At 66.3% G+C, this 24,616-nt stretch carries 17 protein-coding genes; 7 read left to right on the top strand and 10 right to left on the bottom strand.

Annotated elements, in window-relative coordinates; genetic code table 11:
- Positions 1–556: 556 nt before the first annotated feature.
- Both ACFYXS_RS37515 and ACFYXS_RS37510 read left to right on the top strand, forming a co-directional pair.
- Positions 557–2,605, top strand: a complete 2,049-nt coding sequence (locus ACFYXS_RS37515) for an NACHT domain-containing protein (RefSeq protein WP_389256269.1) — start codon at positions 557–559, stop codon at positions 2,603–2,605.
- Positions 2,606–2,711: 106 nt separating this feature from the next.
- Positions 2,712–3,227 carry a hypothetical protein gene (locus ACFYXS_RS37510; RefSeq protein WP_389256268.1) on the top strand — a complete coding sequence of 172 codons (516 nt, stop codon included), beginning with the start codon at positions 2,712–2,714 and terminating at the stop codon, positions 3,225–3,227.
- Between the two features lie 412 nt (positions 3,228–3,639).
- On the opposite strand, the gene ACFYXS_RS37505 is transcribed toward ACFYXS_RS37510, so the two are convergent.
- The 8 genes from ACFYXS_RS37505 to ACFYXS_RS37470 form a co-directional block, all read right to left on the bottom strand.
- On the bottom strand, positions 3,640–4,356 hold the full coding sequence (locus ACFYXS_RS37505) for a hypothetical protein (protein WP_389256267.1): 717 nt from the start codon (positions 4,354–4,356) through the stop codon (positions 3,640–3,642).
- Between the two features lie 142 nt (positions 4,357–4,498).
- On the bottom strand, positions 4,499–4,963 hold the full coding sequence (locus ACFYXS_RS37500) for a hypothetical protein (protein ID WP_389256266.1): 465 nt from the start codon (positions 4,961–4,963) through the stop codon (positions 4,499–4,501).
- A 197-nt stretch (positions 4,964–5,160) separates the two neighbouring features.
- Positions 5,161–5,544 carry a hypothetical protein gene (locus ACFYXS_RS37495; protein ID WP_389256265.1) on the bottom strand — a complete coding sequence of 128 codons (384 nt, stop codon included), beginning with the start codon at positions 5,542–5,544 and terminating at the stop codon, positions 5,161–5,163.
- Between the two features lie 47 nt (positions 5,545–5,591).
- Positions 5,592–6,617: a hypothetical protein gene (locus ACFYXS_RS37490; protein WP_389256264.1), complete on the bottom strand. Its 1,026-nt coding sequence runs from the start codon at positions 6,615–6,617 to the stop codon at positions 5,592–5,594.
- 264 nt (positions 6,618–6,881) lie between these two features.
- Positions 6,882–7,919: an ImmA/IrrE family metallo-endopeptidase gene (locus tag ACFYXS_RS37485; RefSeq protein WP_389256263.1), complete on the bottom strand. Its 1,038-nt coding sequence runs from the start codon at positions 7,917–7,919 to the stop codon at positions 6,882–6,884.
- A complete protein-coding gene (locus ACFYXS_RS37480; RefSeq protein ID WP_389256262.1) occupies positions 7,919–8,866 on the bottom strand; it encodes a hypothetical protein in 948 nt (315 codons plus the stop codon). The genes ACFYXS_RS37485 and ACFYXS_RS37480 overlap by 1 nt, the downstream gene beginning before the upstream one ends.
- An 81-nt stretch (positions 8,867–8,947) precedes the next feature.
- Positions 8,948–9,850 (bottom strand): hypothetical protein, encoded by a 903-nt coding sequence (locus ACFYXS_RS37475; protein ID WP_389256261.1) that lies wholly within the window; start codon positions 9,848–9,850, stop codon positions 8,948–8,950.
- A 340-nt stretch (positions 9,851–10,190) separates the two neighbouring features.
- Positions 10,191–11,428 (bottom strand): IS3 family transposase gene (locus ACFYXS_RS37470; protein ID WP_389256260.1). Its coding sequence is split into 2 segments (ribosomal slippage): positions 10,191–11,134 and positions 11,134–11,428, totalling 1,239 coding nucleotides; the frame shifts between segments, so codons are not numbered across the junction.
- Between the two features lie 266 nt (positions 11,429–11,694).
- Between ACFYXS_RS37470 and ACFYXS_RS37465 the strand changes: the two genes are divergently transcribed.
- From ACFYXS_RS37465 to ACFYXS_RS37455, 3 genes are read left to right on the top strand one after another with little or no spacing between them, the layout of a single operon-like run.
- Positions 11,695–12,300: a DNA-binding protein gene (locus ACFYXS_RS37465; RefSeq protein ID WP_389256259.1), complete on the top strand. Its 606-nt coding sequence runs from the start codon at positions 11,695–11,697 to the stop codon at positions 12,298–12,300.
- A 9-nt stretch (positions 12,301–12,309) separates the two neighbouring features.
- Positions 12,310–14,421 carry a hypothetical protein gene (locus tag ACFYXS_RS37460; RefSeq protein ID WP_389256258.1) on the top strand — a complete coding sequence of 704 codons (2,112 nt, stop codon included), beginning with the start codon at positions 12,310–12,312 and terminating at the stop codon, positions 14,419–14,421.
- Positions 14,421–15,134, top strand: coding sequence for a helix-turn-helix domain containing protein (locus tag ACFYXS_RS37455; RefSeq protein ID WP_389256257.1), 714 nt, complete (start codon positions 14,421–14,423; stop codon positions 15,132–15,134). Before ACFYXS_RS37460 ends, ACFYXS_RS37455 begins: the two co-directional genes overlap by 1 nt.
- Positions 15,135–15,277: 143 nt before the next feature.
- On the opposite strand, the gene ACFYXS_RS37450 is transcribed toward ACFYXS_RS37455, so the two are convergent.
- Positions 15,278–15,883 carry a DUF6461 domain-containing protein gene (locus tag ACFYXS_RS37450; protein ID WP_389256256.1) on the bottom strand — a complete coding sequence of 202 codons (606 nt, stop codon included), beginning with the start codon at positions 15,881–15,883 and terminating at the stop codon, positions 15,278–15,280.
- Positions 15,884–16,141: 258 nt separating this feature from the next.
- Between ACFYXS_RS37450 and ACFYXS_RS37445 the strand changes: the two genes are divergently transcribed.
- Entirely contained in the window at positions 16,142–17,647 is a 1,506-nt protein-coding gene (locus ACFYXS_RS37445; protein ID WP_389256326.1) for an ISL3 family transposase, read from the top strand.
- Positions 17,648–17,775: 128 nt separating this feature from the next.
- Here the strand turns inward: ACFYXS_RS37445 and ACFYXS_RS37440 are convergent, their stop codons facing one another.
- Positions 17,776–19,533, bottom strand: coding sequence for a glycosyl hydrolase family 28-related protein (locus ACFYXS_RS37440; protein ID WP_389256255.1), 1,758 nt, complete (start codon positions 19,531–19,533; stop codon positions 17,776–17,778).
- Between the two features lie 665 nt (positions 19,534–20,198).
- Between ACFYXS_RS37440 and ACFYXS_RS37435 the strand changes: the two genes are divergently transcribed.
- Positions 20,199–24,443 carry a LamG domain-containing protein gene (locus ACFYXS_RS37435; protein WP_389256254.1) on the top strand — a complete coding sequence of 1,415 codons (4,245 nt, stop codon included), beginning with the start codon at positions 20,199–20,201 and terminating at the stop codon, positions 24,441–24,443.
- Positions 24,444–24,616: the final 173 nt, after the last annotated feature.

Genomic DNA, 24,616 nt, shown 5'->3' with positions numbered 1-24,616 from the left:
GCACGATTCCGTGCACCATGCCGCGCACCGGTCTGACGGGGTGTTGTTCGTTTTGGCTGGTCAAGTGGCCTTTCTCGTTGGCTGGTTGGTCTGACTTCTCCTGTGTGGGCCTGCTTGTTGGTGGGTGTGGGTGGTGGCCGGCCCGAGTTCAGGGTTGTGTCGGATCAGTCAGATTGCGGTACTGACGTAAATGATCAAATGCCTGACCTGTAGTGCTGCAGATTTTGAGAATTCGACATTTAGGGCAATATGTGTTTCGTGTGGCCTTGGCCTGAGGTGCTGCAAAGTTTGAGAAGGCTGCAATCCCATTGAAGCGACCCTGTGGGGGTCCTTCCTGTGAGGTATTAATGATCTTTGTCCGGCCCGCGAAGTAGGCCCGCCCGTAGGACGCAGGCCGTGCGACGCGGACTGCGCCCCGCGCGCCCGCCAGGGGCGCCCGCCCCGCGATGGGTGGTGAGAAACACCCCGGAACTCCCGGCGAACTGGCAGAGCACGCCCCAAATTGAGGTCGGGAAGGGGCTGCGCGGCGCTGCGGGGCCGGGCCATCATCGGGGGCATGGCGATCGGGGGCCGTCGGGATCGGCGGGTGTGGCAGGCAGTGGGCTGGGCGGGCGGGGCCGCGGTCGTGGTGCTCGTGGTTATTACCGTGCGGCAGCTGACTCGTGGGGATTTTCAACCGCAGGACGCTGCCAGCCTCTGGGGGCTCCCCATCGGTCTTGCCGGCCTCCTGGTCGCTGTCCTGGCTCTGCGCAAGCCACCGGAGGACAACACTGCGGTTCTCGTCCGCACATGGGCCGCCACCCTCGCCACCCTGGTTGCCGCGGGCGAAGGCCGCGTCTACGCCCAACTGCTTGGCGACGATACGGTGCCGATCGACCTCTCCTACACGCTTCAGCCGGCCCCCGGCCGCACGGCCACCGCACCTCCGCACGGCCGTCTCCTGTCCACCCCAGTCCCCCCGTTTCTGCTCCCGCGCTCACACCCGGTGGGTGGAGCGCCGGATGTGGCCGCCTACTGGCGTCAGGTCCGGCCTCAACGAATGGTGGTCACGGGACCTGCCGGGTCCGGCAAGACCGTCTTCGCCCTTGCCTTGATCCTCGCGCTGCTCAAGGACCGCGCCGACGTCGACCCGGTCCCGGTCCGGCTCCCCGTCTCGCTCTGGGACACCACCACCCCCCTGGATCTCATCGTGACCCAGCGCCTGATCGAGGCCTACGGCTGGCCGAAGGCAGAGGCGGCGACTCTGGTGGAGCACGGCATGGTCTTGCCGGTCCTGGACGGCCTGGACGAGATGGACCCGACCCTTCCCGACGGCACACCCGACCCAGACGCACCTCGCGCGCGGGCGGTACTGCAGCACCTCGACGCCCACCGAGTGCGGGGTGAGCCGGGGCCGGTGGTACTGACCTGCCGCACCGCCCACCTAGAGGCCCTAGCTGGGCTTGGGACCCTGCGCGACTCCGCCCGGATCGCACTGGCACCCGTCACGCCCACCCACGCCATCACCTATCTCACCACCCGGGCCCAGGATCGGACCCGCTGGCAACCCCTCATCGACCATCTGACCATGGACCCCAGCGGCCCGCTGGGGACGCTGCTCTCCACGCCCTGGCGGTTGTGCCTGACCGCCACCGTCTACCACCACGACGGCAACCCCCACGAACTCACCTCGCACGCCACCGCACAGGCCCTCGACGATCACCTGCTGGCCCGCTTCATCCCCGCGGCCACCCGCCTCTACCCCCACCCCCACAGCAGTTCCGGCCGTAACCGGGCCTACCGTTCAGACCAAGTCCACCGATGGCTGCACCACCTCACCCACGGCCTCACACCCGCCACCGGCGCGCCCACCCCAGCCGGTGCAGGAAGTGACCTGGTGCTGCACGAACTGTGGCCGCTGGCCGGTCGCACCCGCGTTCGCATTATCGACGCCATACTCACCACCACCAGCGTCGTTCTTCTCACTATTCCTTTGGCCTGGAGTATTCCCGACCGCTCGCTCGCAGTGTTTGCCATGGGTCTCTTCGCTGTTGTGTTTGCGTTGATGGGTGCGACAGCTCATCCCGCACCGCCAAGTCGGCTGGGGCTCTCCAGACCCGCCGTCCCAGGCCGCACTGTGATGGGCGCACTGGCATTCGGGTTCACGTTGAGTCTGGTGGCCCAACTGATGGGCTGGTTGGTGTCCGCACTGTTGGGCGTACTGGTGGTGGGACTATGGGCCGGGATGGAAGTGCCCCCCGCCAGGGAAGCGCGCCCCTGGGGGCTCCTCCGAGACGACCTTGCGCTGAAGCTGACGCTTGGACTGGTTGTCGCACTGGTGGGCGGGCTGGCCGTGACGCTGACGTTCCGACCGGTCACTGGGCTGGCGTTCGGGCTAGTAACCCTGCTGGCGTTCGCGCTGACGTCCGCCGTGGTGCGCCGCTACGCAGTTTTCCTGCTGTGTACCAGGGGCCGCATGCCGTTCCGGCTGGTGGTGTTCCTGGACTGGGCCTGCGGGGCCGGACTGCTGCGCTACGCCGGCCCCGCGTATCAGTTCCGGCACCGGGAGCTCCAGCAGTGGCTGGCCAACCATCGCGAACCCGCAACCCTGCGTCCGGGAACGTGACTTGGGTGCGGCTCGTTTCGAGTGAAGATCGTGATCAAGGGGTGGCGGGCGCCGATTCTCATGGGTCACCCGATGAATCCGCGTGACCTGCGGATACTGTGCTGCTGTGACTCTGACTGACGCTGAGATAGGCGACGTACTGGCACCTGCTGGGCTCCGACTCGTCGAACGGGTTCAGCAGGACGTCTTGCTGCCTCCGCTGCCGAAGTACGTGTCGCCTGCGAGCGCCGGGCCCGAGCACGGGCGCTTCGACTCACACCCGGACGAGGTTGCCGACCTGGATGCCTCGGACTTTGTCGACAAGGTCAACGCGGGCTGGCACTGCATGGCCACGGAGTACGGGCTCCTCGACGGCAATCGTGAGTTTCTCCTCGCAGTCGGCCGGGCACGCCTCGGGGAAGATCCAGACGATGAGCCCTACGAGGTGTGGCTCCGGGTCCAACTGCTCGATGACTGGGACTTGGCGGGGAGCGAGGTCGACCTGCTGCGGAGCGGCTTCGCGACCCTCTTCACTCAACGTTTCGTTCCGGAGTTCACGATGGCTTCCCTGGACAGCCGGATGATGCTGCAGACCACGGTCTGGGGTGACGGCACGCTCAGCACCATCGTCATCCGCCCGTAGGCGCCGCCCAATGACACACTCACTCCCACCCTGCGGTGTTGGTCTCTACCGTGGTAGCGGGAGAGGAGCGGTGGATGGGCTCACTGTTTGAGGAGCTGGAGGCCCGCGAGGCGGTCGCCCGAGTTCGGGTTGAAGAACTGGAAGCCGCGATCGCCGAGCTTCTGGGAAGCTGGCGCTGGCCAGGGACGGGCTTGAGCGTCTGCGGATCACGCGGGAGACGGTCGCTGAAGTGCTCGCGGAGATCACGCCGGAGACGGTAGGTACATGCCTCGGCCGTGGGAGACGTGTACCTAATTCACCGTGTCCGGACCGGCCAATGGCATGGAGGAGAGGGGGTCACAGGCCGCGGATAGGGTTGCGGCGTGAACAGCGGAGTTCAGCGCACTTGGCTGTGGGACGGCCTTCGCGTCGATCACTCCTGCAAGTCGGCGATTGTACGCAGGAGAAGGTTGGTTTGCTGCTCCATCAAACCGGCTCGCTCCCGGCTGAGCGTGTCGAACTCTCCGTGCGCCGCCTGATTGCGGAGACCGGCCACCTGGTCGAAGTCCTTGGCTTCCTGCTTGCTGATGAGCTCGTGCTTGCGCAATAGACGCGTGTAGGCGCTCAGTGAGGGTTTCTCGGTCAAATCGAGTTGCCTGGCCGATATCACCGCCCGCATAGCTGTCTCGAGCGCTGCCCCGCACAGGACCATGGGCGCCGCGGGTGTGGTGTCCCTGTCCTCCAGTAGTCGACGCACCTGGCCCATGATGTCAGTGGCGGCTACCTCGACCTCGGCCCACGCCTGGGCCCCGGCGATCTGCGTAACGCCGGCCTCAACCTGATCGGCCCAGGCAGCGAGCATGTCGCCTACTGCGACTACTCCAGACTCGAGCGACTCGTGGTTGCCGTTGCTGTCGTAGACAGCGATGGCTCGCAGTGTCCAAAAGCTGTCCGCTCCTGCGTACTGGCGCAGGAACTCCAGCGCTGCAGTTGCTCGTGCCAGGATCCGCGGCAGCAGGGAGCGGTTGGATGCTTCCCACCACCCGCGGCCGCGCTCACCGGGATTCCACCGGAGGTCCTGCCGCAAGTCTTCTGAGAGAGACCGGGCATACGTCAGGATTTCAGTCTGCTTGGGCACTTTACTGTCCATTCGCCGATACGTACGATCTGATCATCCGGCATGCGGGGGTGGCGTGGCGGTGCTTTGGCTGATCGGCCTGTTGAGAAGGCCAGTGCGGCGTGCACCACCTGAAGCTCGAGAGAAGCGGCATTGACAGGTCCGAGAACGCCACCTACCTGTTCCACCATGGCGTGAGGGAGCGAAGGTGCCTGCGGACGGCATCGATGTATGCCGTCTCCAGAGGCTGCAGTGTGCTCAGGTCGATTATGGTCGGCGGGATGTTCATGGCCGCGTCACTGTTGATGGGCCCTGTCTCCCATGCCTCACGCATCGCAATGCCTGCCGTCATGCGAACTTCATGGACGAGGTCGGCATACGCCGTGCCTACAGTTTCTGACTCGATCTTCGTCCAGGCCAGGTGGTAGGCGAGTTTGGATTGAATGTCGCGCAAAACTTCTGAAAGCCGGACCCGCTCTTCTGCGGGTGTGTCGGCACGACGGCGCCGGACGGCGTACGGCATCTCTTTGTACGCACTGTAGGCAGCAAAGGCTTCCGCGAACGCCCCCCGCAACCTGTTGACTTCTTCCTCACGGCCCTTGCGTCGCGCCAGCCAGATATTGATCACCGCCGTGAGCATGGCGGCAAGGAACGCTCCGGACAGGACCGCCGGTACCAAAACACCAATGTCAACCGAAGAAGCCGGCACAGCCGATGGGGGCTGCGACGGAGGACGAGACGCCACCGCGGTCGCCGAATGCGAGGGTGCGGCAGGCGTCGGTATTGACGTTGGCGCGGGCGTCATGCGGCCTCCAGATCGGTGTCGTGCCGTTGCCGCTAAGCGCCGTGCGGCGCCTCCTCACCGGGCCACTCGCCCGTACGACGCCACCATTCTTCGCGCAGCAGGTGAGCGACGATGTGCCCGAGGAGCACCACTGGCCCATCACTGCGAGTCCAGCGCTGTTCAGCAGGATCGTACGGATACCACATGCACAAAGATCCGTCGGGATACCGGTGCGGGGACTCAGACGGCCCGTCGGTGTACACGCGTGGCACCTCCGGCAGGGACAGGCCGAACACGATCGAGACGTTCTGCTCAGGAAGGTCGGGCACGCGCAATCGGACGGCCAGGGCGAAGCCGCCACGGTGCCGGCGCGGCGGGCGGATTACCCGCACGGTCTGGCCGCACGCCGCGAGCAGGTGCTGGAAGGCGATGCGCATCGCCGGCCTGGCGTACCAGGCCGGCGACCGCCACACCGTGCGGCGAGTCACGCGATGGTTCCCGAAGCGCCATAGGCGCGCGTGGGCCGCACCATCGCAGCCGCGCCACCCAGCCCCAGAGCCGCTGTCGTCACGGGAGAGGACCTGCGCATCGCCGCGACTGTTGCGGCCAGGCCCCCGGATCCCGGAGCGTCGATGTACCGGTAGTACACACTGGACAGGGCTGCCAGAACGGCCTTGAGATCGCCGTCGTGCTCCAGCGCCTGGGCGAGGCCATTAGCGGCGGTACGCAGTCGGCGCGCCGCGGTGGTGCGGTCCACCAACAGCTTCACGTTCGGGGATACTCCGGCCGGGTCCCGGGTGGCTCCGCCTGCTTCCACGCGGCGGGCGGCCTCGGACAGCACCGTGTGCAGCGCTACCGCCATGCCCATCCCGGGCTTGATGAACTCCCATGCCCACACGGTGAGGTTGTGGGAAGAGAACCCGGGCTGGTTGTACTGCTTGTTCCACGCCTTGAGAAGGCGGACGACACGGCGTCGCGTGCGCTTCAGGGACTCGCCTCCGCTGGTGAACAGCACCACGTGGCCTTCCGGATCGGATGCCTCCCACCGGTTGGTCTCCAGATTCGGGATCCACAGGCCCGAGCCTTCCTTCCGCGTCAGCGCGACAACCAGGTCCACCGTCGGGTCCTGGTTGTCCACCGGCTGCCCGAAAGTGATCTTCGGGCCGCGCTTGGAGGTACCGCAGCGCGCGTTCGCGTAGATCTTGCGCACCGCCGGACCGAGCAGCGCGCACAACTCCTTGGCCACGCCAGCCGGGGTCTCGCCGCCTCCGTCCGGTCCGAGCCGCGGGTAGAACCGGCGGTCCAGGACGAGCCCCCCGTCGCCATCGCCGACCGGGTGGATGAAGGTGTGCTGGGGCAGCGAACCACTGGCATAGGTCCGGTTCGCACCGGGGAAAGCCATGGCACTGGAGCGGACCAAGTCCAGCCGGGCCCGGGCTGCCGCCAGCGGGGCGGGGCGAGCGTCGATCTGGCTGCGGATGTCATTGAGGGTGTCTTCGGTGTGTCCCACGTACGTTCTCGTTCAGGTGATGGGCGCCAAGCGCCCGGCCGTCGCCCGGAGACCGGGCGGAGCCGTTATCTGGCGGCTCACCCCCCTCTGACGTCACATCGAGGAGACCGTCCGGGGGACTCTCCGGTTCCTGATGTGAGGGCCGATCAGGGCCCGCAAGGCGCCCGGGGAGTTCCCGCCCTCAAGGCTGGCCCCGAGCACTTGGAGGTCGTGGAGACCATGCCAGAGACCATGATCAGCCTGATAAGGATCGGTGGCGAACGATCAAGAACAGTCCCGGCACGTGGCACTTGCTCCCTCGAACCGGGACGGCGCCAGAACGAGGAAGCAACTGTCACAGGGGCGGTCCTTTCGGGCCGCGGAGGCGGTGCAGCCACAATGCCCGTCCCCGCAGCGGGGCTCGCCGCACTGTGCGCAAGGCGTTTCAGTGACCTTGAAGGAGTCCCCGCAGGTCTCGCACTCCCACCAGGAACCGAAGCGGGAACTGCCTGAATCGGGCCGTGGCGCGGTGAAAGCCCGCCACGCCACGTTGTCCACGGCGAGCACCGCGACCAGATAATCCGTATCGCACCAGGATGCCTGCCCGTACGCCAGGTCGCTGCGCCCGCCAGAGCGGTACACCACGTACGTTTGATCTCGCTCGACGGTCGAGGCTGTTCGCATTGCTGCCGCGATGAGCGGCGTGCCCGATTGATCCGAGCCTCGGGCAGGCGGGATCACTCCGCGCGGTGCAGCAAAGAGAACCTCGCCAGCACGGTTCAGCAGGACGACGACACCCCCGCCGGCCAGGTACTGCGCCGCCCGTACGCAGCACGCTTCGCGGGATGCGTGCGACGTGCGGAACATCTCGACAACGTCGCTTGCGGTCGGTCCGCGGTAGCGGACTTCTTCCGGGATCTGGTCATCGGGTAGGAGGATGCGGGCAGCAAACGCGTCACAGGCCGCCTCCTCGAAGGCTTCCGAGTCCTGCCACGCGAACAGGTTCTGCCCCAGCGCCGGTTCAGTCTGCTGAAGATGATGGCCAAGTTCGTGCAGACCGGTGAAGCCACGGCGGCGATATGAGCGGGATTCCCCGATGACCAGCGTCGGTGGATTGCTGTCATGCCGGTAGCTGCCGGCGATGGAACATCGTCCGCCGCCGTTTGCTTCAGCAACTAGGGATACCTGAATGTCCCTCCAGCGGCTCAGTTCCGCCAGAGGGTCCTCTCGCAAGGCGCCCAGCGTTCCGGGATGCAGTCGGTCCAGAGCACTGATCATGGCCATGGCCTGTCGGGGAGCCTCGTCGAAGAACCGGCCGCGCATCAGATGTCTCCCTCGTTGCGGAGAAACTCTTGCAGCCGTGCGTCCCAGCCAGCTTGTCCACCGCCGGTCTGCCGGGCAGCGAGCCCGAAAGCACCATAGCTGCCGGAAAGCCGCGCCTCAGCTTCACTGACCTGCAGTCGCCGTGCTCGCCGCACCCATGAGGACCTCCAGCGCGGATGCTCCATCGCACATACGAGGTCGATAGGCAACGGCCGAACGGTGCCGGCGATCTGTTCTGCTGGCAGTCCTACAGCAGAGGCGACCACCTGGATCTGGTGGGAGGACAGTGGCGATTTGCCCCGCAGAATTCTCATGACCTCAGGCTGCGGTAGTTCCAGTGCGGCACAGAGCCTCGCCAAGTTCAGCCGATCCCCAAGCAGTCCAGCCAGATCGCCTGCTTGTGCTCCCGACTCCTGAACGGGCATGGCGGGTGCCCGACCCAGATGGTGCAGGTCATCCGTGAGCTCGGCCCGCAGCTCCGCGGCCGGCTCCAAGTACGACCGGATCGCACGCCCCTCACGGGCTCCTGGCGGAGAGGGTTCCTGCCGTTTGCGAGCCCGCCCTTCCGCCCACCGCACGAACTCATCACCCCAGGCATCCACGACGCGTTCGAGCACACGCAGCGGGACTGAGCAGGTAAGGCCAGCCCACACGGTGGCATCGACGCCGAAAGCCGTGTGAGCTCCGTTTACCACCACGCAGTTTTCGTCCTCGCCGGACGGATCGATCGTCACTGGAGCCGCTGTGACCTCGCGCGTATCCACTGTCAGAACCAGCACAAGGACACTCACGTCATCCCAACGCGCCCGCCACACCTGGCCGGGGTTGATGCTTACCTGAGCAGGATCTCCGAACCGCTCCCGCAGACCAGCATCCGTCAGACCATGCGGCTTCCGCGCCTTCCTGGTCAGCTCCAGATACCGCTGCACCACACCGGCGTCACCCATGGCGTCCTCCCGCATCCCTCGACTGGGCAGGCCACCACAGACTGACGTCATCGCAGCCGTAATGTCCGGCCCGCACTCCGCTCACCCCGCCTCCACTGGCCCGCCGCACAGTCGGATCACCTCCAACCCCACGGAACGTACATCGTCGGCGTCCCCGACGAGCTGGTCGAGCTTCGCCCCGAGCCGCGCCACATGGTGGTAGGCCTGGGTCCGACCACAACCGATCAGATCTCGGACAGCCGCAAGGTTGTCCAGGTGAGGAACCAACTGGCGTTCCTGGGGGCTAAGCATGTCCACTATTTTTCCGGCGGCCGATAGAGCGTCGACCTCACTCTCAGCCGCTACGACGACATCCTCCGCAGACGGGCTGACATAGCTCGGGTTCTCGGAGTGACCGTCTGGCGCCAGCGAGAGAACAACGGGGTCCAAGACGATCGGGAAGCGAGCCGCGAAGACCTCAACCAGTTGCGCCACTTCCAAAGAGCCCTTGGCGGCGGACAGCACCGCGTATGTCACCGCCACGATCGATTCCCGGGCCGCGACTGGCGCTCGGCGTGTCTCACTCGACCACTTGGGGACCGTTACGTTCTCTACGGCACGTGCTGCTTCGACAAGGTCCTCCACGGATCCAGACCACTGAGTTGTGGGTACCCCCGCCAGCCGCCACCTGCCGGCGCCGTCCTCACTCGGTGGGACGGCCTCGAAGGCATCGTCGGACGTCAGCACCTTCTCAAGTTGACGCCTCAAGGACCCGAGCGCAGTCTGGCGGGCCTTGTCGATCAACCAGTGCCGGATGGACTTGCGGAGAAGCTTTGCTACGGAGTCGTCACTCGAAGCCAACGCCAAGAGATTGGCAGTCACCTTCTCGAGCCGATCCGTAAGGAAGTCACCCAGAAGATCGTCCAAGGTGTCTGACTGCCAGCCCCCCGGGGGCGTCAGCACCGGGAACCGCCGTACCTCTTCACGGATCAGCTTGTTGATCAACTGCAGACAACCAGGGCCAAGGTGCCCCAAGTCGTGCAGCTCGTCGTATACGGAAATGGCCCGTCCCTCCCACCGATGGACAAACCGTATGCCTAGGATGAGCCGACAGTCAGCCGGATCGCATCAAAGCATCAATCCAAGTCGATGAGCAGCGGGTCCTGGTCTGCCTGCCTGGGACGAGTGCGAGGCCGTTATCACCGGTGTCCCGATCCTTCCTGATTTCTGGAGACAGACAGCCGCGCAGCTTGTCAGGCCGTGTAGTCGGTGTTGTCGCGGCCGATGTTGATGTCGTCCAGGAGCTGCTGGGTGAACCGTTCCGGGTTTGGTGTCGAGCGGGATGTCACGCGCTGACGGGTTCGTCGGCGTGGGTGTGTTGGTGATGGTAGGCGTCTTCGTACTCGTCTGGGGTGGTGTGGCCGAGGGCTCCGTGCAGGCGCTGGTGGTTGTACCAGTCGATCCATTCGGCGGTGGCGAACTCGACGTCGGTGAAGGTCTTCCAGGGTTTGTTTCGGTTGATCAGTTCGGTCTTGAACAAGCCGATCGCGGACTCGGCCAGGGCATTGTCGTAGGCGTCGGCGACGGTTCCTATCGAGGGTGCGATGCCGGCTTCGGCCAAGCGCTCGGTGAAGGCGATCGAGGTGTATTGACTGCCTGCGTCGGAGTGGTGGATCAAGCCGTTGACCTGCTCGTTCGGCCGGTAGCCCCGCTGCCACAGGGCCTGCTCGACCACGTCCAGGACCAGGGACGTCTGCTTGCTCCGCGATGCTTTCCAGCCCAGGATCCGGCGTGAGAAGGCATCCACGCAGAAGGCGACATAGACGGTCCCGGCCCAGGTGGGCACGTAGGTGAAGTCCGCGACCCACAACCGGTTCGGCCGCTCGGCGTCGAAGTCACGGTTGACCAGGTCACCCGCCCGGCGGCCATCCTTGCCCGGGGTGGTGGTCCGTATCCGTCGTCCGCGGACGGCACCGGTCAGGCCTGCCTGGCGCATCAGACGTTCAACGGTGCACCGCGCGACCTCGGTGCCCTCTCTCCGTAATTGATGCCAGACCTTCCGCGCCCCGTAGACGCCATAGTTGACCTGGTGGATCCGCCGGATCTCCTGGGTCAACTCGGCGTCGCGCACCGACCGCGCGGAGGGAGGCCGGCGCTTGGCCGCGTAGTAGGTGGAGGCCGAGGCGGGGGTGCCGGCCCAGGTCAGGGTGCGGCAGATCGCCTCGACGCCGAAGCGTTCGCGGTGGGCATCGATGAAACGGATCAGCGCGGCGGCTTCGGGTCGAGTTCGGAGGCGAAAAAAACGGCCGCGGCCTTGAGGATCTCATTCGCCCGCCGCAGCTCGGTGACCTCTTTCTCCAGTTCCCTGATCCGCTCACGCTCCTGCTGGGCGGAAACCGCCTGCGGGTCGGCCTGGGCTTCGGCCTTCTTCACCCAGTGCCGCAGGGCCTCGGGATGTATCCCGAGAAGATCCCCAACCTCCCGGATGATCCCCGAGCGCCCCGGGGACTGCCTCTGCTTCTCGGCGACCATCCGCACGGCCCGCTCGATCAGTTCCGCTGGGTACTTCCTCTGCGCCGGCATGAGCGCATCCTTCCAAGGTTCAGCGCTCTGCACCGAACCCGGAGCGATTCACTCATGGAATCCAGTCTGACGGCGTGAGCCCGTGGCTGACAGGGCGCACTCAGCCCTGTCCTGGCGCTATCCGTGCAGGCCACGACGGTTCGTGCACGGCGTGTGGGGCGTGGCGGAGCTCAAGAGCCGCGTGAGGCCGCCGGGTTGGTTTGACGGGGTGTGGGGTTCGTCACTAGCGTGTATCCGTCATCAGATATCGGAGTTGGGTTGTAAGGGTGTTGTTGACGACGGGGCAGGCGGCGGCGGAGCTGGGTTGTGCGGTGACGACGTTCCGCCGGCTGGTGCGCGCCGAGCTGCTGCCCGGGTTGTCGCGGCGGGGGGTGCGGGTGATGCTGCCGCTGGCGACCGTTCAGGCTCTGCGTGACCGCGCCGAAGCCCCCCTGGGACAGCTGGACGTGGCGGAGATAGCGGTGTTGCGGGTGGATGTCGCCCGACATGCTTCGGAGGACGACCGTGAGTGGATCGGGTTTTCGGCATCTTTGCCGCCGCAGGTCCTGCTGAAAGCTTTGCGCGGCTGGTGGCGGTGCGATGCGGCGAGTGTTGCGGCCGGGGGCGTGCTGCCGGTGACCTTGTCCGGCTATGTGGTGGCGGTCCTGACCGGCCTCGGGGCATCCGAGAGGGACAGCCGTGGGCTGCGCAGCTTCCCCGAGGCGGTGCTGGCCGGGTACCTGACCGACCTGGCTACTCCGGTCAAACAGCTCACCGCCGCCTGCCCGCAGGACCGTGAGGTCGCGGACCTGCTGCTCGGTACCCGATTGGTCTCCGATTCAGGCGGGGCGATCGCCTACGTCCGCACCCGGCCAACTGATCTGTCTGCGTGAGGGAATGTGATGGACTCCAAGACCTATACCGCTGCTCTGGGTGAGCTGCGGGCTCTGCGTGACGAGATCAAGAAAGCGCAGGCTGCCCTGGCCAGGCTCACCGCGGCACGGGACAAGCAGATCACGGCCCTGGCCGGCCACGACAAGGCCAAGGCGGAGCGGATCGCCCCTGCGGCCGGGCTGAGCGTCGCTGACGTCGTGGCCATCGCCCCCACTCTCGCCCCGGACGGCCTCGCCACCCCGGACGCCGCACCCGGGCCCACCGCCCCGGCACCCGCCCCCGGGCCGCAGACGGACACCGGTGCCGGTGCCGGGACCGGGCCCAGCGTCTCCGGGGCTGTCGCCCTGCCCCGCCCCGCCACCCCCGTGGAGCCGGATCCGCAGCCCGCAGCCGCGGCGCCGGCCGCCCCCGGGATGGTTCCGGCCGGGCCGCGGGTGCTGCCGTCGATCCCCGCCGGCCCGGACGGGGACCGCTGGTTCACCCACACCGCGAACCTGGCCTCCACGCACCCGAACTTCACGCAGCAGACGCGTTCCACGGTCTTTCTCGACGCGGCCACCGGCGTCCTGGTCCACCGCGACCAGACGGTGCGCCTGGAGCTGAAGACGGCTACGGCGGCAGAGATCCTCCACCAGGTCTTCCACGTGGTGCCGGAGGGCGTGGAGCGGATCTACATCACCGGCGGCGACCCGTGGCACCGCGACGCGGAGCGCTACCCCTACCTGAAGGACGCTGTCGCCGCCTGGCTGAACGCTCCCGCCGAGGGATGGCGGACTGACACCGGCCGCGGCCGTGACCGGATGGCCGGGCACTTCGTGCACGCCCGCAACCCCGTCGGCCGCTACCAGCGCGAGAACAGCGAACAGCACGTCGAGATCCGCTCGGTGGGGGAGTGGTTCGACGCCGACAGCGCTGATCCGGCCGTCATCCGCGACGCGTTCGTCCTGCTGTGGAAGGCGCTTCGCTCGCACTGGCCCGACGCCGTCGTCATGGGCTCCCCGTCGCAGACCGGCCGGGACCTGTGGACCCGCACCATCCCCACCCGTGGCCAGTTCGCCGACGGCTTCCCCGTACTGTCCGAGGAACTGCGCGGCCTGCTCCACGCCACCGCAGGCCAGGGCCGCACCGAACTCCTGACCCCGCCCGCGGTCCCCGAACAACTGCCAGGCCTGGTGGAGTACGACCGCACCTTCGCCTACGCCAAGCACACCTGGAAGTCCCCGGTCGGCATTCCCCGCCGCATCACCGCCGCGACCTTCGCCTCCTGGTCGGAAAAGGAGCAGAGCAAGGCCCTGTTCGGCTGCGGCCACTGGCGGATCCGGGCCACCGTCCCCGACGGTTGGAACCACGTCGGCCTGCTGTCCGCCCCCGCACCCGGCGAACGCGCCTGGCACTACCCGCGCACCCCCGGCCAGACTTTTACCACCTGGGCCGGCGGCCCCGAGGTCTACGCCGCCCTCACCAATCCCGTCGCGCCGTGGAGGATCGAAATCCTCGACGGCCTGCTGTGGGACGACGGCAAACCGCTCGACGACTGGTCGAAGAAACTCAAGGACTGCTGGTCCCGCCTGGCCGCCACCGCCGACCTCCACGCCGACCCCCAGCAACGCCAAGCCGCCGCCCTCGCCTCCCGCGCCGTGCGCGCGATCCTCCTGTACGGCATCGGCTCCTTCGCCCAACGCCCCCGCATCGTCACCGGCACCACCCCCCGCACCGCCGAACGCGACGTCCCCACAGACGCCGAAATCATCGGCTTCGACGACCACACCATCACCTGGCAACGCCCCACCGACTTCGCCCGCGACCCCTACGCCCACCCCGAATGGGCCGCAGCGATCTGGTCCGGCGCCCGCGCCTCCCTGCTCACCATGCGCATGCGCGAAGACGACACCTACGTCGGCGCCCTCCACACACCCCCCGGCACCGTCGTCGCCTTCCGCACCGACGCCATCTACCTCACCCAGCCCCAGAACTGGCCCTACCACGGCCAGCCCGGCGACTACCTCCTCAAAGGCCACCTCACCGGCCTCCTCGCCGCCCCCACCACCGAAGAACAACTCCTCACCCTGCGCGACGCCGGCCGCGCCGCCCTCACCCGCGCCACCGCCGGGGGTGCCTGATGCCGCCCAGCCGACGCCGCCCCCCGGCCCCGCAGCTCAACGACGCCGCCCGCCTAGCCGACCAACTCCAGGCTGCAGGGTTCACCAAACGTGACATCGCCCGCGTCATCGCCCGCGACCCCTCCCTGGTCTCCCAGTTCTACACACGCGGCAAAGGCGCCGCCTTCGTCCCCGCCCTCACCCGCGCCCTCCAAGCCGTCCAGACCGGCGGCATCACCGACATCGACGAACTCACCCGCATCGCAGCCCCCCTCATCACCCGCCGCACCACCCACACCGGCGCCCGCGCCCGTGTCCGCAGCAAAGCCGTCCTGATCACCCCCACCGGCACCGGAACCGGCCGCGTCGCCGCCCAAGCCATCGCCTCCGGCTCCGCCCGCCTGCGCCCCCTGATCGCCGAAGCCGCCCGCCAAGGCCTGCGCTTGGCCTTCACCGTCCGCATGGCCAAGACCGGCTACCTGCTCCCCTCGGGTAGCCGCACCGACTCTGCCGGCATCCGCCGCGACGTTATCCAGCGCACCGACCACACCGAAGAACGCTCCTACGGCTCCGCATCCACCGGCGGCTTCGACGCCGCAGACTTCGCCCGCCGCGTTGACGCCGCCGCAGGCGACGTCACCGCCGCCGTCCACCAATGGCTCGTCGAAACCAGCCGCATCCAGGCCGACGCGCACATCACCCACCTGGAAATCCGCACCTGGCGTCCGCGCTGAGCGCGAGCACAGCATCCCTGAATTGTCTTGACTGTGGTTCCGTCGAGACCCGCTGCCGGAACTCGTAGTCGTGACTGGTGCTCGTTACCGCCCACCATCCACGTGGCTATCCGGGGTCGACCCGGTGCTGCGAGAGAGGGGCGTCACCGAACTTGGACCGTGGAGCAGTTGAACGTGGTCTCTTGGAGTAGCGTCGGGGTGATAGCGACGCCAGTCACGTACTCTGCCAAAGCAAATGCTGCCGGTGTGGAAAGATCCGTCTCAGCTGCTTCCTCGTCGAAGTGGAAGCCAATCCGCCCCATGACTTCGACGAGTTCGTCGGGTGCGTTGCCCCACCGGTCCTCCGGGAATATGAGGTCGAAGCACAGCTGCAGCTCCTGGTCCTCAGCCCAGAAAAACGTACCGACGCCGTTGACGTTGACGAAGTGAGAAACCCATGTCGCGCCTGCGGAGGCCGGTAGCGCCCGGTTTTCTGTGACCCCCAGATAGCCGTTGTGCTCGATCAGCAGCGTCCAGGCACCCAAAGTTGTCATGGCCACCAGCTGGCGGTGCGTCTCCACCAGGTCGGAACGGGTAATGGCTGCGTCGATGAATGCTGGTATACCGCGTGCGGGCGCCTCTGGGTGTCCTTCGAGCCGAGACATCACCTCAGCTGGCGACAGCCCATGTACCAGGGTGAAGCAGTAGGCTTCAGCGATGTCTGGGAAGTCCTTCTCGAACCACGCATAGTCTTGTGCAGTCTTCATCATGCCTCTCATTCTCGCTCCCGTGCCTAACGATGGGGACACGTGGCTACCTGTGAGATGAGAACGATCTCCGTCAGTGGGAAGCGATCTTCATCCGCCTAGGGAGTCCTCTGGCCAGAGATGCGGGTGAATGGCTCAAGACCGAGATCAGCGTGATGAGGGTCTGTACGGTCTTCGGCTCTGGCCCGTAGTCGGTGGTGACGCCGAGTAGCCGACCTTGATCATGATCTTGTGATGGGTATCGACTCCCTTATAGGGACGGTGTTTTCAGGGCTTTCGGCGCTGGTCATCGAGGACGTGGCGGACGCCGGTGACGCGGTGATGATCACGGCCCGCACTCCAGATGTGGCGGTGCCGTGTCCGGTGTGCGGGACGCCGACGGCGAAGGTGCACGGGTACCACCGCCGAACGGTGAGGGACGTGCCGGTCGACGGTCGCCAGGTCGTCGTCCACCTTCGCGTACGACGGCTGGTCTGTCCGGCCCTGGGCTGCCGACGGCAGACCTTCCGCGAGCAGATTCCCGGTCTGCTGGAGCGCCATCAACGCCGCACGGTACGGCTTGCCGGCCAGATATCCCAGGTGGCGCGGGAGTTATGCGGCCGGGCGGCCGCCCGCCTGGCCGGCCTGCTGGCGGTGCCCGTTTCCCGGAATACCGCGCTGCGCCATCTGCGGCGTCTGCCGCTGCCGCAGCAGGCGGTCCCGCGGGTGATCGGCGTGGACGATTTCGCTCTGCGTCGCCGCCACCGCTACGCCACCATCATCACGGATGCCGAGACCGGCCGACGCGTCGCGGTCCTGCCCGACCGCGAGATGGTCACCCTGGAGTCCTGGCTGCGCGAACATCCTGGCGTCGAGGTCGTGTGCCGGGACGGCTCGGCCACCTACGCCGAAGCCGTCCGCCGAGCCCTGCCAGACACGGTGCAGGTCAGCGACCGATGGCACCTCTGGCGAAATCTCTGCGACAAAGTCCAGCTCGAGGTCCGCGCCCACGCCGGATGCTGGGCCACCATCAACCCGCCACGCCCCGGCGGAGTACGCGAGCAGACCACCCGCGAACGCTGGAACAAGATCCACGATCTCCTCGGCCAGGGAGTCGGCCTGCTCGACTGCTCCCGCCGCCTGGGTCTGGCCCTGAACACCGTCAAACGCTACGCCCGGATGCCCGAACCCCAGGCCCTGCGCATCGCCCCCGCCTACCGGCCCACCCTCGTCGACCCCTACCGCGAGCACCTGCGCCGACGCCGGGCCCAGGAACCTGCCGTCCCGGTCACCCACCTTCTCGAAGAGATCAGGGAGTTGGGCTACACCGGCAGCGCCAACCTGCTGGTCCGCTACCTCAACCAGGGCCGGGCCGAAGGCGAGCGCCCCGTCACCACTCCGCGTCACGCCAGCCGCCTCCTGCTCACCGACCCTGAAAACCTGCGCCCGAAGGAAACGACCCTGCTGGAGAAGATCGCTGCGGCCTGCCCGGAGATGACCGCACTCGCCGATCTCGTCCGCGGCTTCGCCATCCTGCTGAAACCGGCCGAGGACAACGACGTGAAACTCACCGAGTGGATCACGACCGCCCGGGCCATCGACCTACCGCACCTGCGCAGCTTCACCAACGGTCTCGAAATCGACCGGTCCGCCGTGAACGCCGGCCTCACCTTGCCGTACCACAACGGCCGCACCGAAGGCGTCAACACCCGCACCAAGAGGATCATGCGACAGATGCACGGACGCGCCGGATTCGACCTCCTCCGCCACCGCATTCTTCTGCCCTGACCGCTACCCCGTGTCACCACCGACTACGGGCCAGAGCCGTTCAATGGACAGACCCTGCCGTGCTCCCGTGACCAGAGTTCAGCGAGGGTTCTTTTTTCGCCGATGAGTAACTGATGACTTCGGGATCGTCAGCCCATGACGTGGTATGCGAATGACAGTGAGGCGCCGGCGCTGGGGGCAGTTGCGGTGGCCACGGAGAAGCCGGTGGTGCTTTCTGAGGTGACGTAGAGACCGGTTTTGGAAGAGGCGGCGTTGCGTGGTGTGAGGATGACTTTCGGGATGTTGGCGTAGGGAGTGGTGTAGGTTATTTTGGCGATGGTGCCGGCTGCCGGCGAGGCGGCTGCGATGGTGTTGACGACGCCGGAGTTGTCCTTGGCTCCGTTGCTTCCGGCTGCTGCCGACGCCGATTGTGCCCCTGCGGTGATGGTTACCGGGTTGCTGCCATCGATGATGTGGGCGTTCGTCTGCAGTGTTTCGTTGAAGATGTGCGGGCTTTGCCAGGTGCGGGTCGGACCGGTTTCCAGCAGGTCGCTCGCCTGCCGGGTGCCGATCACGGTGTTGAGGTAGGCATTGATTCCCGGTGTGTTCTGGGGGACCAGGCCTTGGTTGGTGTACGGGGTGGTCCTGCTGTCGACCACGGAGTTCAGGGAGACGATGACTTCGGTCGACGTGGACGGGTTCTCCATGAGAATGCCGATGTTCTGTGCGGTGTCGGCGCTTGCCACGGCAGTGATGCCGTCCGCGAGGAACTGGGTTCCGACGTCGCTGATCTGGTTCCCGGTGATTTGGACGTACTTGACGCCATTGAGGTAGATTCCTGTGCGGGCGGTCCGGCGGATGTGATTACCTGTCACCGTGATGCCCTCGGCCCAGTCGCTGGGATTTGCCCGGTCGGTGATCGGGAAACCGCCGATGTAGATTCCTGCACCGTTCACGTTACTGGGGGCGTCGGAGGGGCCACGGAACAGCCCGCCGTCGATCTCGTTTCCCACGATCACGCCGTACTTGGAGGCGTAATCGATGTAAATTCCATTGTGGCCGACGTTGCGGATGATGTTTCCGGTGACGGTGAAGTTGACCGGTCCCTTGTGGATGGAGAATCCTGCGACCCAGATGCCATTGTAGGCGCAGTTTTCGATGACGTTGCCGATGCAGGTGATTTTACTGCTGCCGCGAGAGAGGGACACGCCGTTGTCGGCGGACTGGTAGATGTGATTGTTGTTGAAGAGTACTTCTTCGCAGAACAGGAAGCCGGCGTCCTGGTTGTTCGTGAACTCGCAGCCAGTCACGGATACTTTGCCCCGGACGCCGCCGATGCGGATGGGCAAGGCGGACATGTTCCGTACTGCGCAATTGCGCATGGTGAAATTGGTGAGCTTTGCTTGGTCACTGCCCGTGGGGTCCAGATCGCCGGAGAGGAATACGGCGGTCTGTGCACCGGTACCCGAGGTGGTGCGAGCGTGCTTGGGTGTGATCGGGTATTCGTTGACAGGACCGACGAAGGTGATGCCTTCGATTGCGAAGTCGGTGAAGGCGATGCCTGAGCCGTAGATAACGCTGTTGTTGGCAGTGTGATGGATCGTCGTCCCAGGGTCCCCGCTGAGCGTCACGTTTGACTGGGGAGTCAGAGAGTTCGAGCATGCGTAATCGCCTGGCGGCAGGTAGACCGTGCCGCCTCCACTGCTGCTGGCGGTGTTGATGGCGGTTTGGATTGCGGCGGAGTCGTCAGTGCTGCCGTCGCCGTGGGCTCCGTAGGCGCGGACATTGTGCGAGGCCACGCCCGTCGTGGCCGCGTTTGCACTGCCATGGTTCGCTGCCGCTGCAACGAGTGTGAAGCCCCCAACCCCGGCGGCGGACCGGAGGACAGAGCGTCGTGTGGTGGTCATGCGGCGAATTCTCCTGACGAGCAACATGGTTGCTAGCGATGTGAAGGGTTCGGATGCGAACCCTAGTGTCTGCGCGAAATCCGGTGATGTGCAGGCTGGTTGCTGCAGGCCGACAGGACGTGCGGATGGGGCGTGGTCGGCTTGGTGTGCTGTCTGGCTTGGGTCGGTACTGCGCGCTTGATTCTGTCGGTGTGTGCACGGTGGAACGTACTCCGGACCTGGCTCGTTCTGCTCTGCGCGCCGGCGCACCTGTGTCGTCAGGCAGGGGCGGGCAACCTCGCCCGTCCATCCGTGGAACCGCAAGGGGCTTTCGCGGCCGCATCCTCGCGATCACAACCACTGTCCCGACTCGGCGGGACGGCGGGTCGTCCCGTTGGCCTCCTTCGAGCCGGTATCTGGCCTCTGAAGACGTTGATCTTTCCCTGGAAGAAGGGTGTTCGGACGCGCCTCGTTCATTCAGCAGATGTCTCAGGTTTCCCTATCGGTGCGATCCGGGTCGTCCGGATCAGGCCTCGGCCTGAATAGGACGGCGACTGAAGGGCGTTGGGGTCTTGAGGTGGTTGGCGTGGCCATGTTTCCCTCGTGCGCGGTAAAGATCACGTAAGGCTTGGGTGGGGGACATGGGGTGGAGTCGTGTGCGTCGTCGTGCCGAAGGTGGGCCGACGGTGAGAGCGCTGAGTGGCGTGATCGCTGCAGTCTTGCTGGTCGGGGGGTCGCCGCTTCTGGTCGTGAACGCGCATGCCGCGGGGGCTCCGGCTCAGGGGGTGCGTTCAGCGAAGGCGTCGGGCGACGAGTCGTCCGGTGACGTGGTGACGGAGGCGGAGGCCCTTGCACAGGCGGCGGCGTCGGGTAAATCCGTTGAGGTGACGTCGCGTCGGGGCGAGGCGAACGAGGTGTTCGCTGAGCCGGACGGGTCGTTCACCGCGGTGGAGCACGTGAAGCCGGTGCGGACGCTGCGAGGTGGCAAGTGGGTCCCGATCGACACGACGTTGCGCAAGGTCGACGGGGTGGTGGCTCCAGCTGCGACGGCGCTCGATGTGGCGTTTTCCGGTGGTGGCAGTGACCCGTTGATACGGGTGCGTCAGTCGGGGCGTGAGCTGCGTCTGTCCTGGCCGACATCGTTGCCGGAGCCGGAACTGGACGGTGCCACTGCCACGTACAAGTCCGTCCTTCCAGGCGTGGACTTGAAGGTCACCGCGCAGGACTCCGCGGTCTCGGAGTCGATTGTGGTGCGAACGCCGGAGGCGGCGCAGAATCCTGAGCTGCAGCAGCTTAAACTCCTCATCGGCACCGACGGCCTGGAGGTGCGCGAGGACGCATCGGGCGGATATCAGGCGGTCGACGAGGACACAGGCAGCGTGCTGCTGGCCACGCCCACCCCCATGATGTGGGACTCAGCGCAGACGACCGCGGCCTCGCCGTCATCTTCGGCACGGACCTCAAAGTCCGCTGTCGCGCAGGGCTCCGAGGATGACGCCCCGCACATGGCACCGGTGGACCTGGCGGTGGACACCGACGCGAGCGCCCTGGTGCTGACGCCGGACCAGGAGCTTCTGCACGGGCCGGACACACACTTTCCTCTGGTGATTGATCCGCTTACGACTACGCCGAAGGCGCCGGACTGGGCGGGTGTGTCACGGCACTGGAGCGACACATCGTTCTGGCACTTCTCCGGGGACCCCGACTTCGGCATGGGGTACTGCGGCGACACGCAGTACTGCGCGCCGCAGGACTTGAAGCGAGTGTTCTTCCAGTTCCCGGCGTCGAAGTTTGCCGGCCAGCACATCCTCGAAGCGACGTTTATCGCGCACGAGACGCACTCCTACAGCTGCTCCGCGAAGTCGGTTGAGCTGTGGCAGACCAAGCCGATCAAGTCGAGTACGGACTGGAACGCACAGAACGCCTCGGGTTTTTGGACGAACTTCCTGGAGAAGTCGACGTTCGCCCACGGCTGGAGCAGTGACTGTCCTGCCGCGAACGTGGAGTTCGCTGCTTCACCGGTCAAGTCGATCGTGCAAACGGCGGCGAACGCCGCATGGCCGACGATCACGTTCGGTCTGAAGGCGTTCGACGAGGACGACCTGCTGGGCTGGAAGCGCTGGGCGGACGACGCCAGCTTGCGGGTGAAGTACAACCTTCCGCCGAAGCAGCCGGTCGCATCGGACTTGACGATGTCGCCTGGCTCGGTGTGCCAGTCGACGGCGGTCCGTATCAACCGCCGTCCGCAGATCACGGCCAAGAAGCTCACTGATCCGAACCCTGAAAAGATCGGCGCGCAGTTCGCCACCGCCTGGGATGCCGGGGACGGCAAGGGGATGATCAGGCGCTGGTGGTCGACTGGCGCCGAGGGCACCGCACCGTCGAGTGGGTCGTTCAAGGACTCGGGGTCGCAGTTCTCGATCACGCCGCCGACGTCGGCAGTGCCTTCGGGTAAGACGGTGCGATGGTATGTGCGGGCCTGGGATGGCGGGGAGTGGGGTAAATGGAACGCCGACCCCGGTTGCGTGTTCGTATACGACGCCACAGCGCCTGACGGACCGAAGATCACCTCGACGGACTACCCGGGTTCGGACGAGCTGACCGACGAGCTGCCGCTCACGGTGGGAATCGGCCGGTACGGGGCCTTCACCTTCGACTCCGTCGCCACCGATGTGGTGAGCTATCGGTGGGGTCTTGACGCTGAGGCAACCTCGGCGCATCAGCTGCCGACGAGCGGCGGCGCCGCTCAAAAGATCACTCTCCTGCCCGCAGAGGAAGGAATTCACTTCCTGTCAGTGGTCGCGCTGGACGCCAACAACAATGCGAGCCAGCCGGAGACGTACTACTTCAAGGTGCGCCGTGGGCAGCCGGAACGCGCCGGATGGGCCTTGGACGAAGCGGCCGGAGCAACCACAGCGTCGGGCCGCGGAGGCTCCTACCAGTTGGACCTCGGCGCCGGTGCCGTTCTCGGCGAGGCGGGACACGAAGGCTCGGGTCTGACCCTGCGGGGCAGCGACGCGTATGCGGAGTCGCCTGGTGCGCTCGTCGACATCCCGGGGAACTTCACCGTCTCGGCCTGGGCGAAGATCGATGACCTGAACACTTCTCGCACCGTGGTGTCGCAGGCCGGCAACGAGAACAGCGGTTTCACCCTCGGCTACGTCGGCGGCACCGTGAACAAGTGGGCGATGCGGTTCCCGACCACAGATGACTCGACCGCGGCAATCAACTCGCAAATGGCGGTCTCCGACGCGGCAGTGACACCGGGGGAGTGGACCCACCTGGTCGGTGTCTACAGCGCCTCCGGCCACACGGCGACGGTGTACGTGAACGGGGTGCCGGGACCGACAGCGACGGTCACCGCAATCAATGCCCGAGGGAACTTCCAGGTCGGCCGTTTGCAGTGGAAGAAGGCCTGGTCGGATCCATGGGCAGGGCAGATTGATGACCTGCGGGTGTGGGATCGCACCTCGACGGATGCCATGGTGCTGCAGCTCTACACCGACGGCGTGATGACCTCCGGTCGGCCGACGATGGCGATCTGGTCCATGGAGGATACCGTCGGACCGCTGCGTGGCGCCGGCGAGGTGCAGGATTTCACCCTTGATGGTGGTGTTGAGGCGGGTAAGTCGGGCGCCGCGGGCACCGCGATCCACTTCGACGGCGCCACGGCGTACGGGGCCATGGGCCGGGAGACGGTGGACACCAACCGCAGTTTCTCCGTCGCCGCGTGGGTCAAGCTGGAGGACGACTCCCACAATCAGGCCGCAGTCAGCCAGAGCGGCACTTCCTACGGCTCTTACATGCTCGGATACGAGGTGACGCGCAACAAGTGGGGGTTCCGTCTGCCCGATAAGGACGGGACGGGAGCCGCCTTCCAGGGCGTCTATTCTTCCGTCCCGGTGGACCTGGGCGAGTGGACCCATCTGCTCGGTGTCTACGACGCCCAGACCGGCCAGATCACCTTGTACGTCAACGGCGTGCCCAGCGCACCGGTAGCGGCACCCTCCGTATGGGAGGCGCACGCTGGCGTGCAACTGGGCCGGTACCGGTACCAGGACGGCTACACCGACTACTGGAAGGGCTCCATCGACGACGTCAAGATCTTCGGCCGTGTGGTCACCGCTGCCGAGGCAGCCGACACGGTCAAGCAGCGCCCGCAGGTGACCGGCCGGTGGATGCTCAACTCCGCCTCCGGAACTCCGCTCGTCACACCCGATGATGTCGATAACCGGTACCCGGCGACCTTGAATGCGGGCGCCGCGATCGACTCAGACAGCGCTCTGGTCGGCCCTGGGGATTTGAAGCTGAATGGCGGGGCGTATGCGAGCACGGCTGCCTCGCCCGTGCACACGAACCAGAGCTTCACGGTGGCCGGCTGGGCCGACATGGGCGGGCTTGGGCCGGTGTGCCAGGCACCGAAGGCTCTCGGCGACTGTGATCTCACCGTGCTGAGCATGCAAGGCAAAACGAGCAGCCCCTTCCACAGCGCATTCACTGTGCGCTGGCATGTGACCGGGTACTCCGAGGATTCCGGCAGCCCAGCGCCGGGAGTGTGGCAGGTCGCCGTCCCGGACGCGGACACCTCGTCGGCGCAGTGGAAGACCGCCGAGCACTCGTACAGTTCCGACGGCACCTTCGGCAGTTGGAATCACCTAGCGGTCGTCTATGACGCCTTTGCCAACGAACTGCGGTTGTACGTCAACGGTGACCTGCAGCAGTCCGAGGTGGCGACGTCGATCACGCCGGACGTCAAGCCCTTCGACGGCGCCGGCGGCCTGCAGTTCGGGCGGACCTGGTCGGCCGGAGCGGCGAAGGAGTACTACACGGGTCTCATCGATGATGTCTGGGCTTACCAGGGCATCCTGAGCGACGCGCAGATCGAGATGCTTGCCAACTCCGCAGAGTTGCCGTCCGAGCCCGAATCGTAGGGACACCTCAGGGGTGGCGGCCAGGCCAGCGGCCGCCGCCACCCCTGAAGCCACAGACACTTCGCGCCGTCGCACACACCCACCGCGATGTGGCCGCGCAGCATCACGCATCCGTAATTCACCTGCAGGGGACGGGATACACGGTATGGGCAGGACTGAACGTAGACGTGCGC

The sequence above is a fragment of the Streptomyces sp. NPDC002574 genome, from assembly GCF_042889545.1.
Lineage (GTDB): Bacteria > Actinomycetota > Actinomycetes > Streptomycetales > Streptomycetaceae > Actinacidiphila.
Note: the sequence above shows the minus strand (reverse complement) of the source record. Positions and strands in the feature narration are given on the sequence as shown.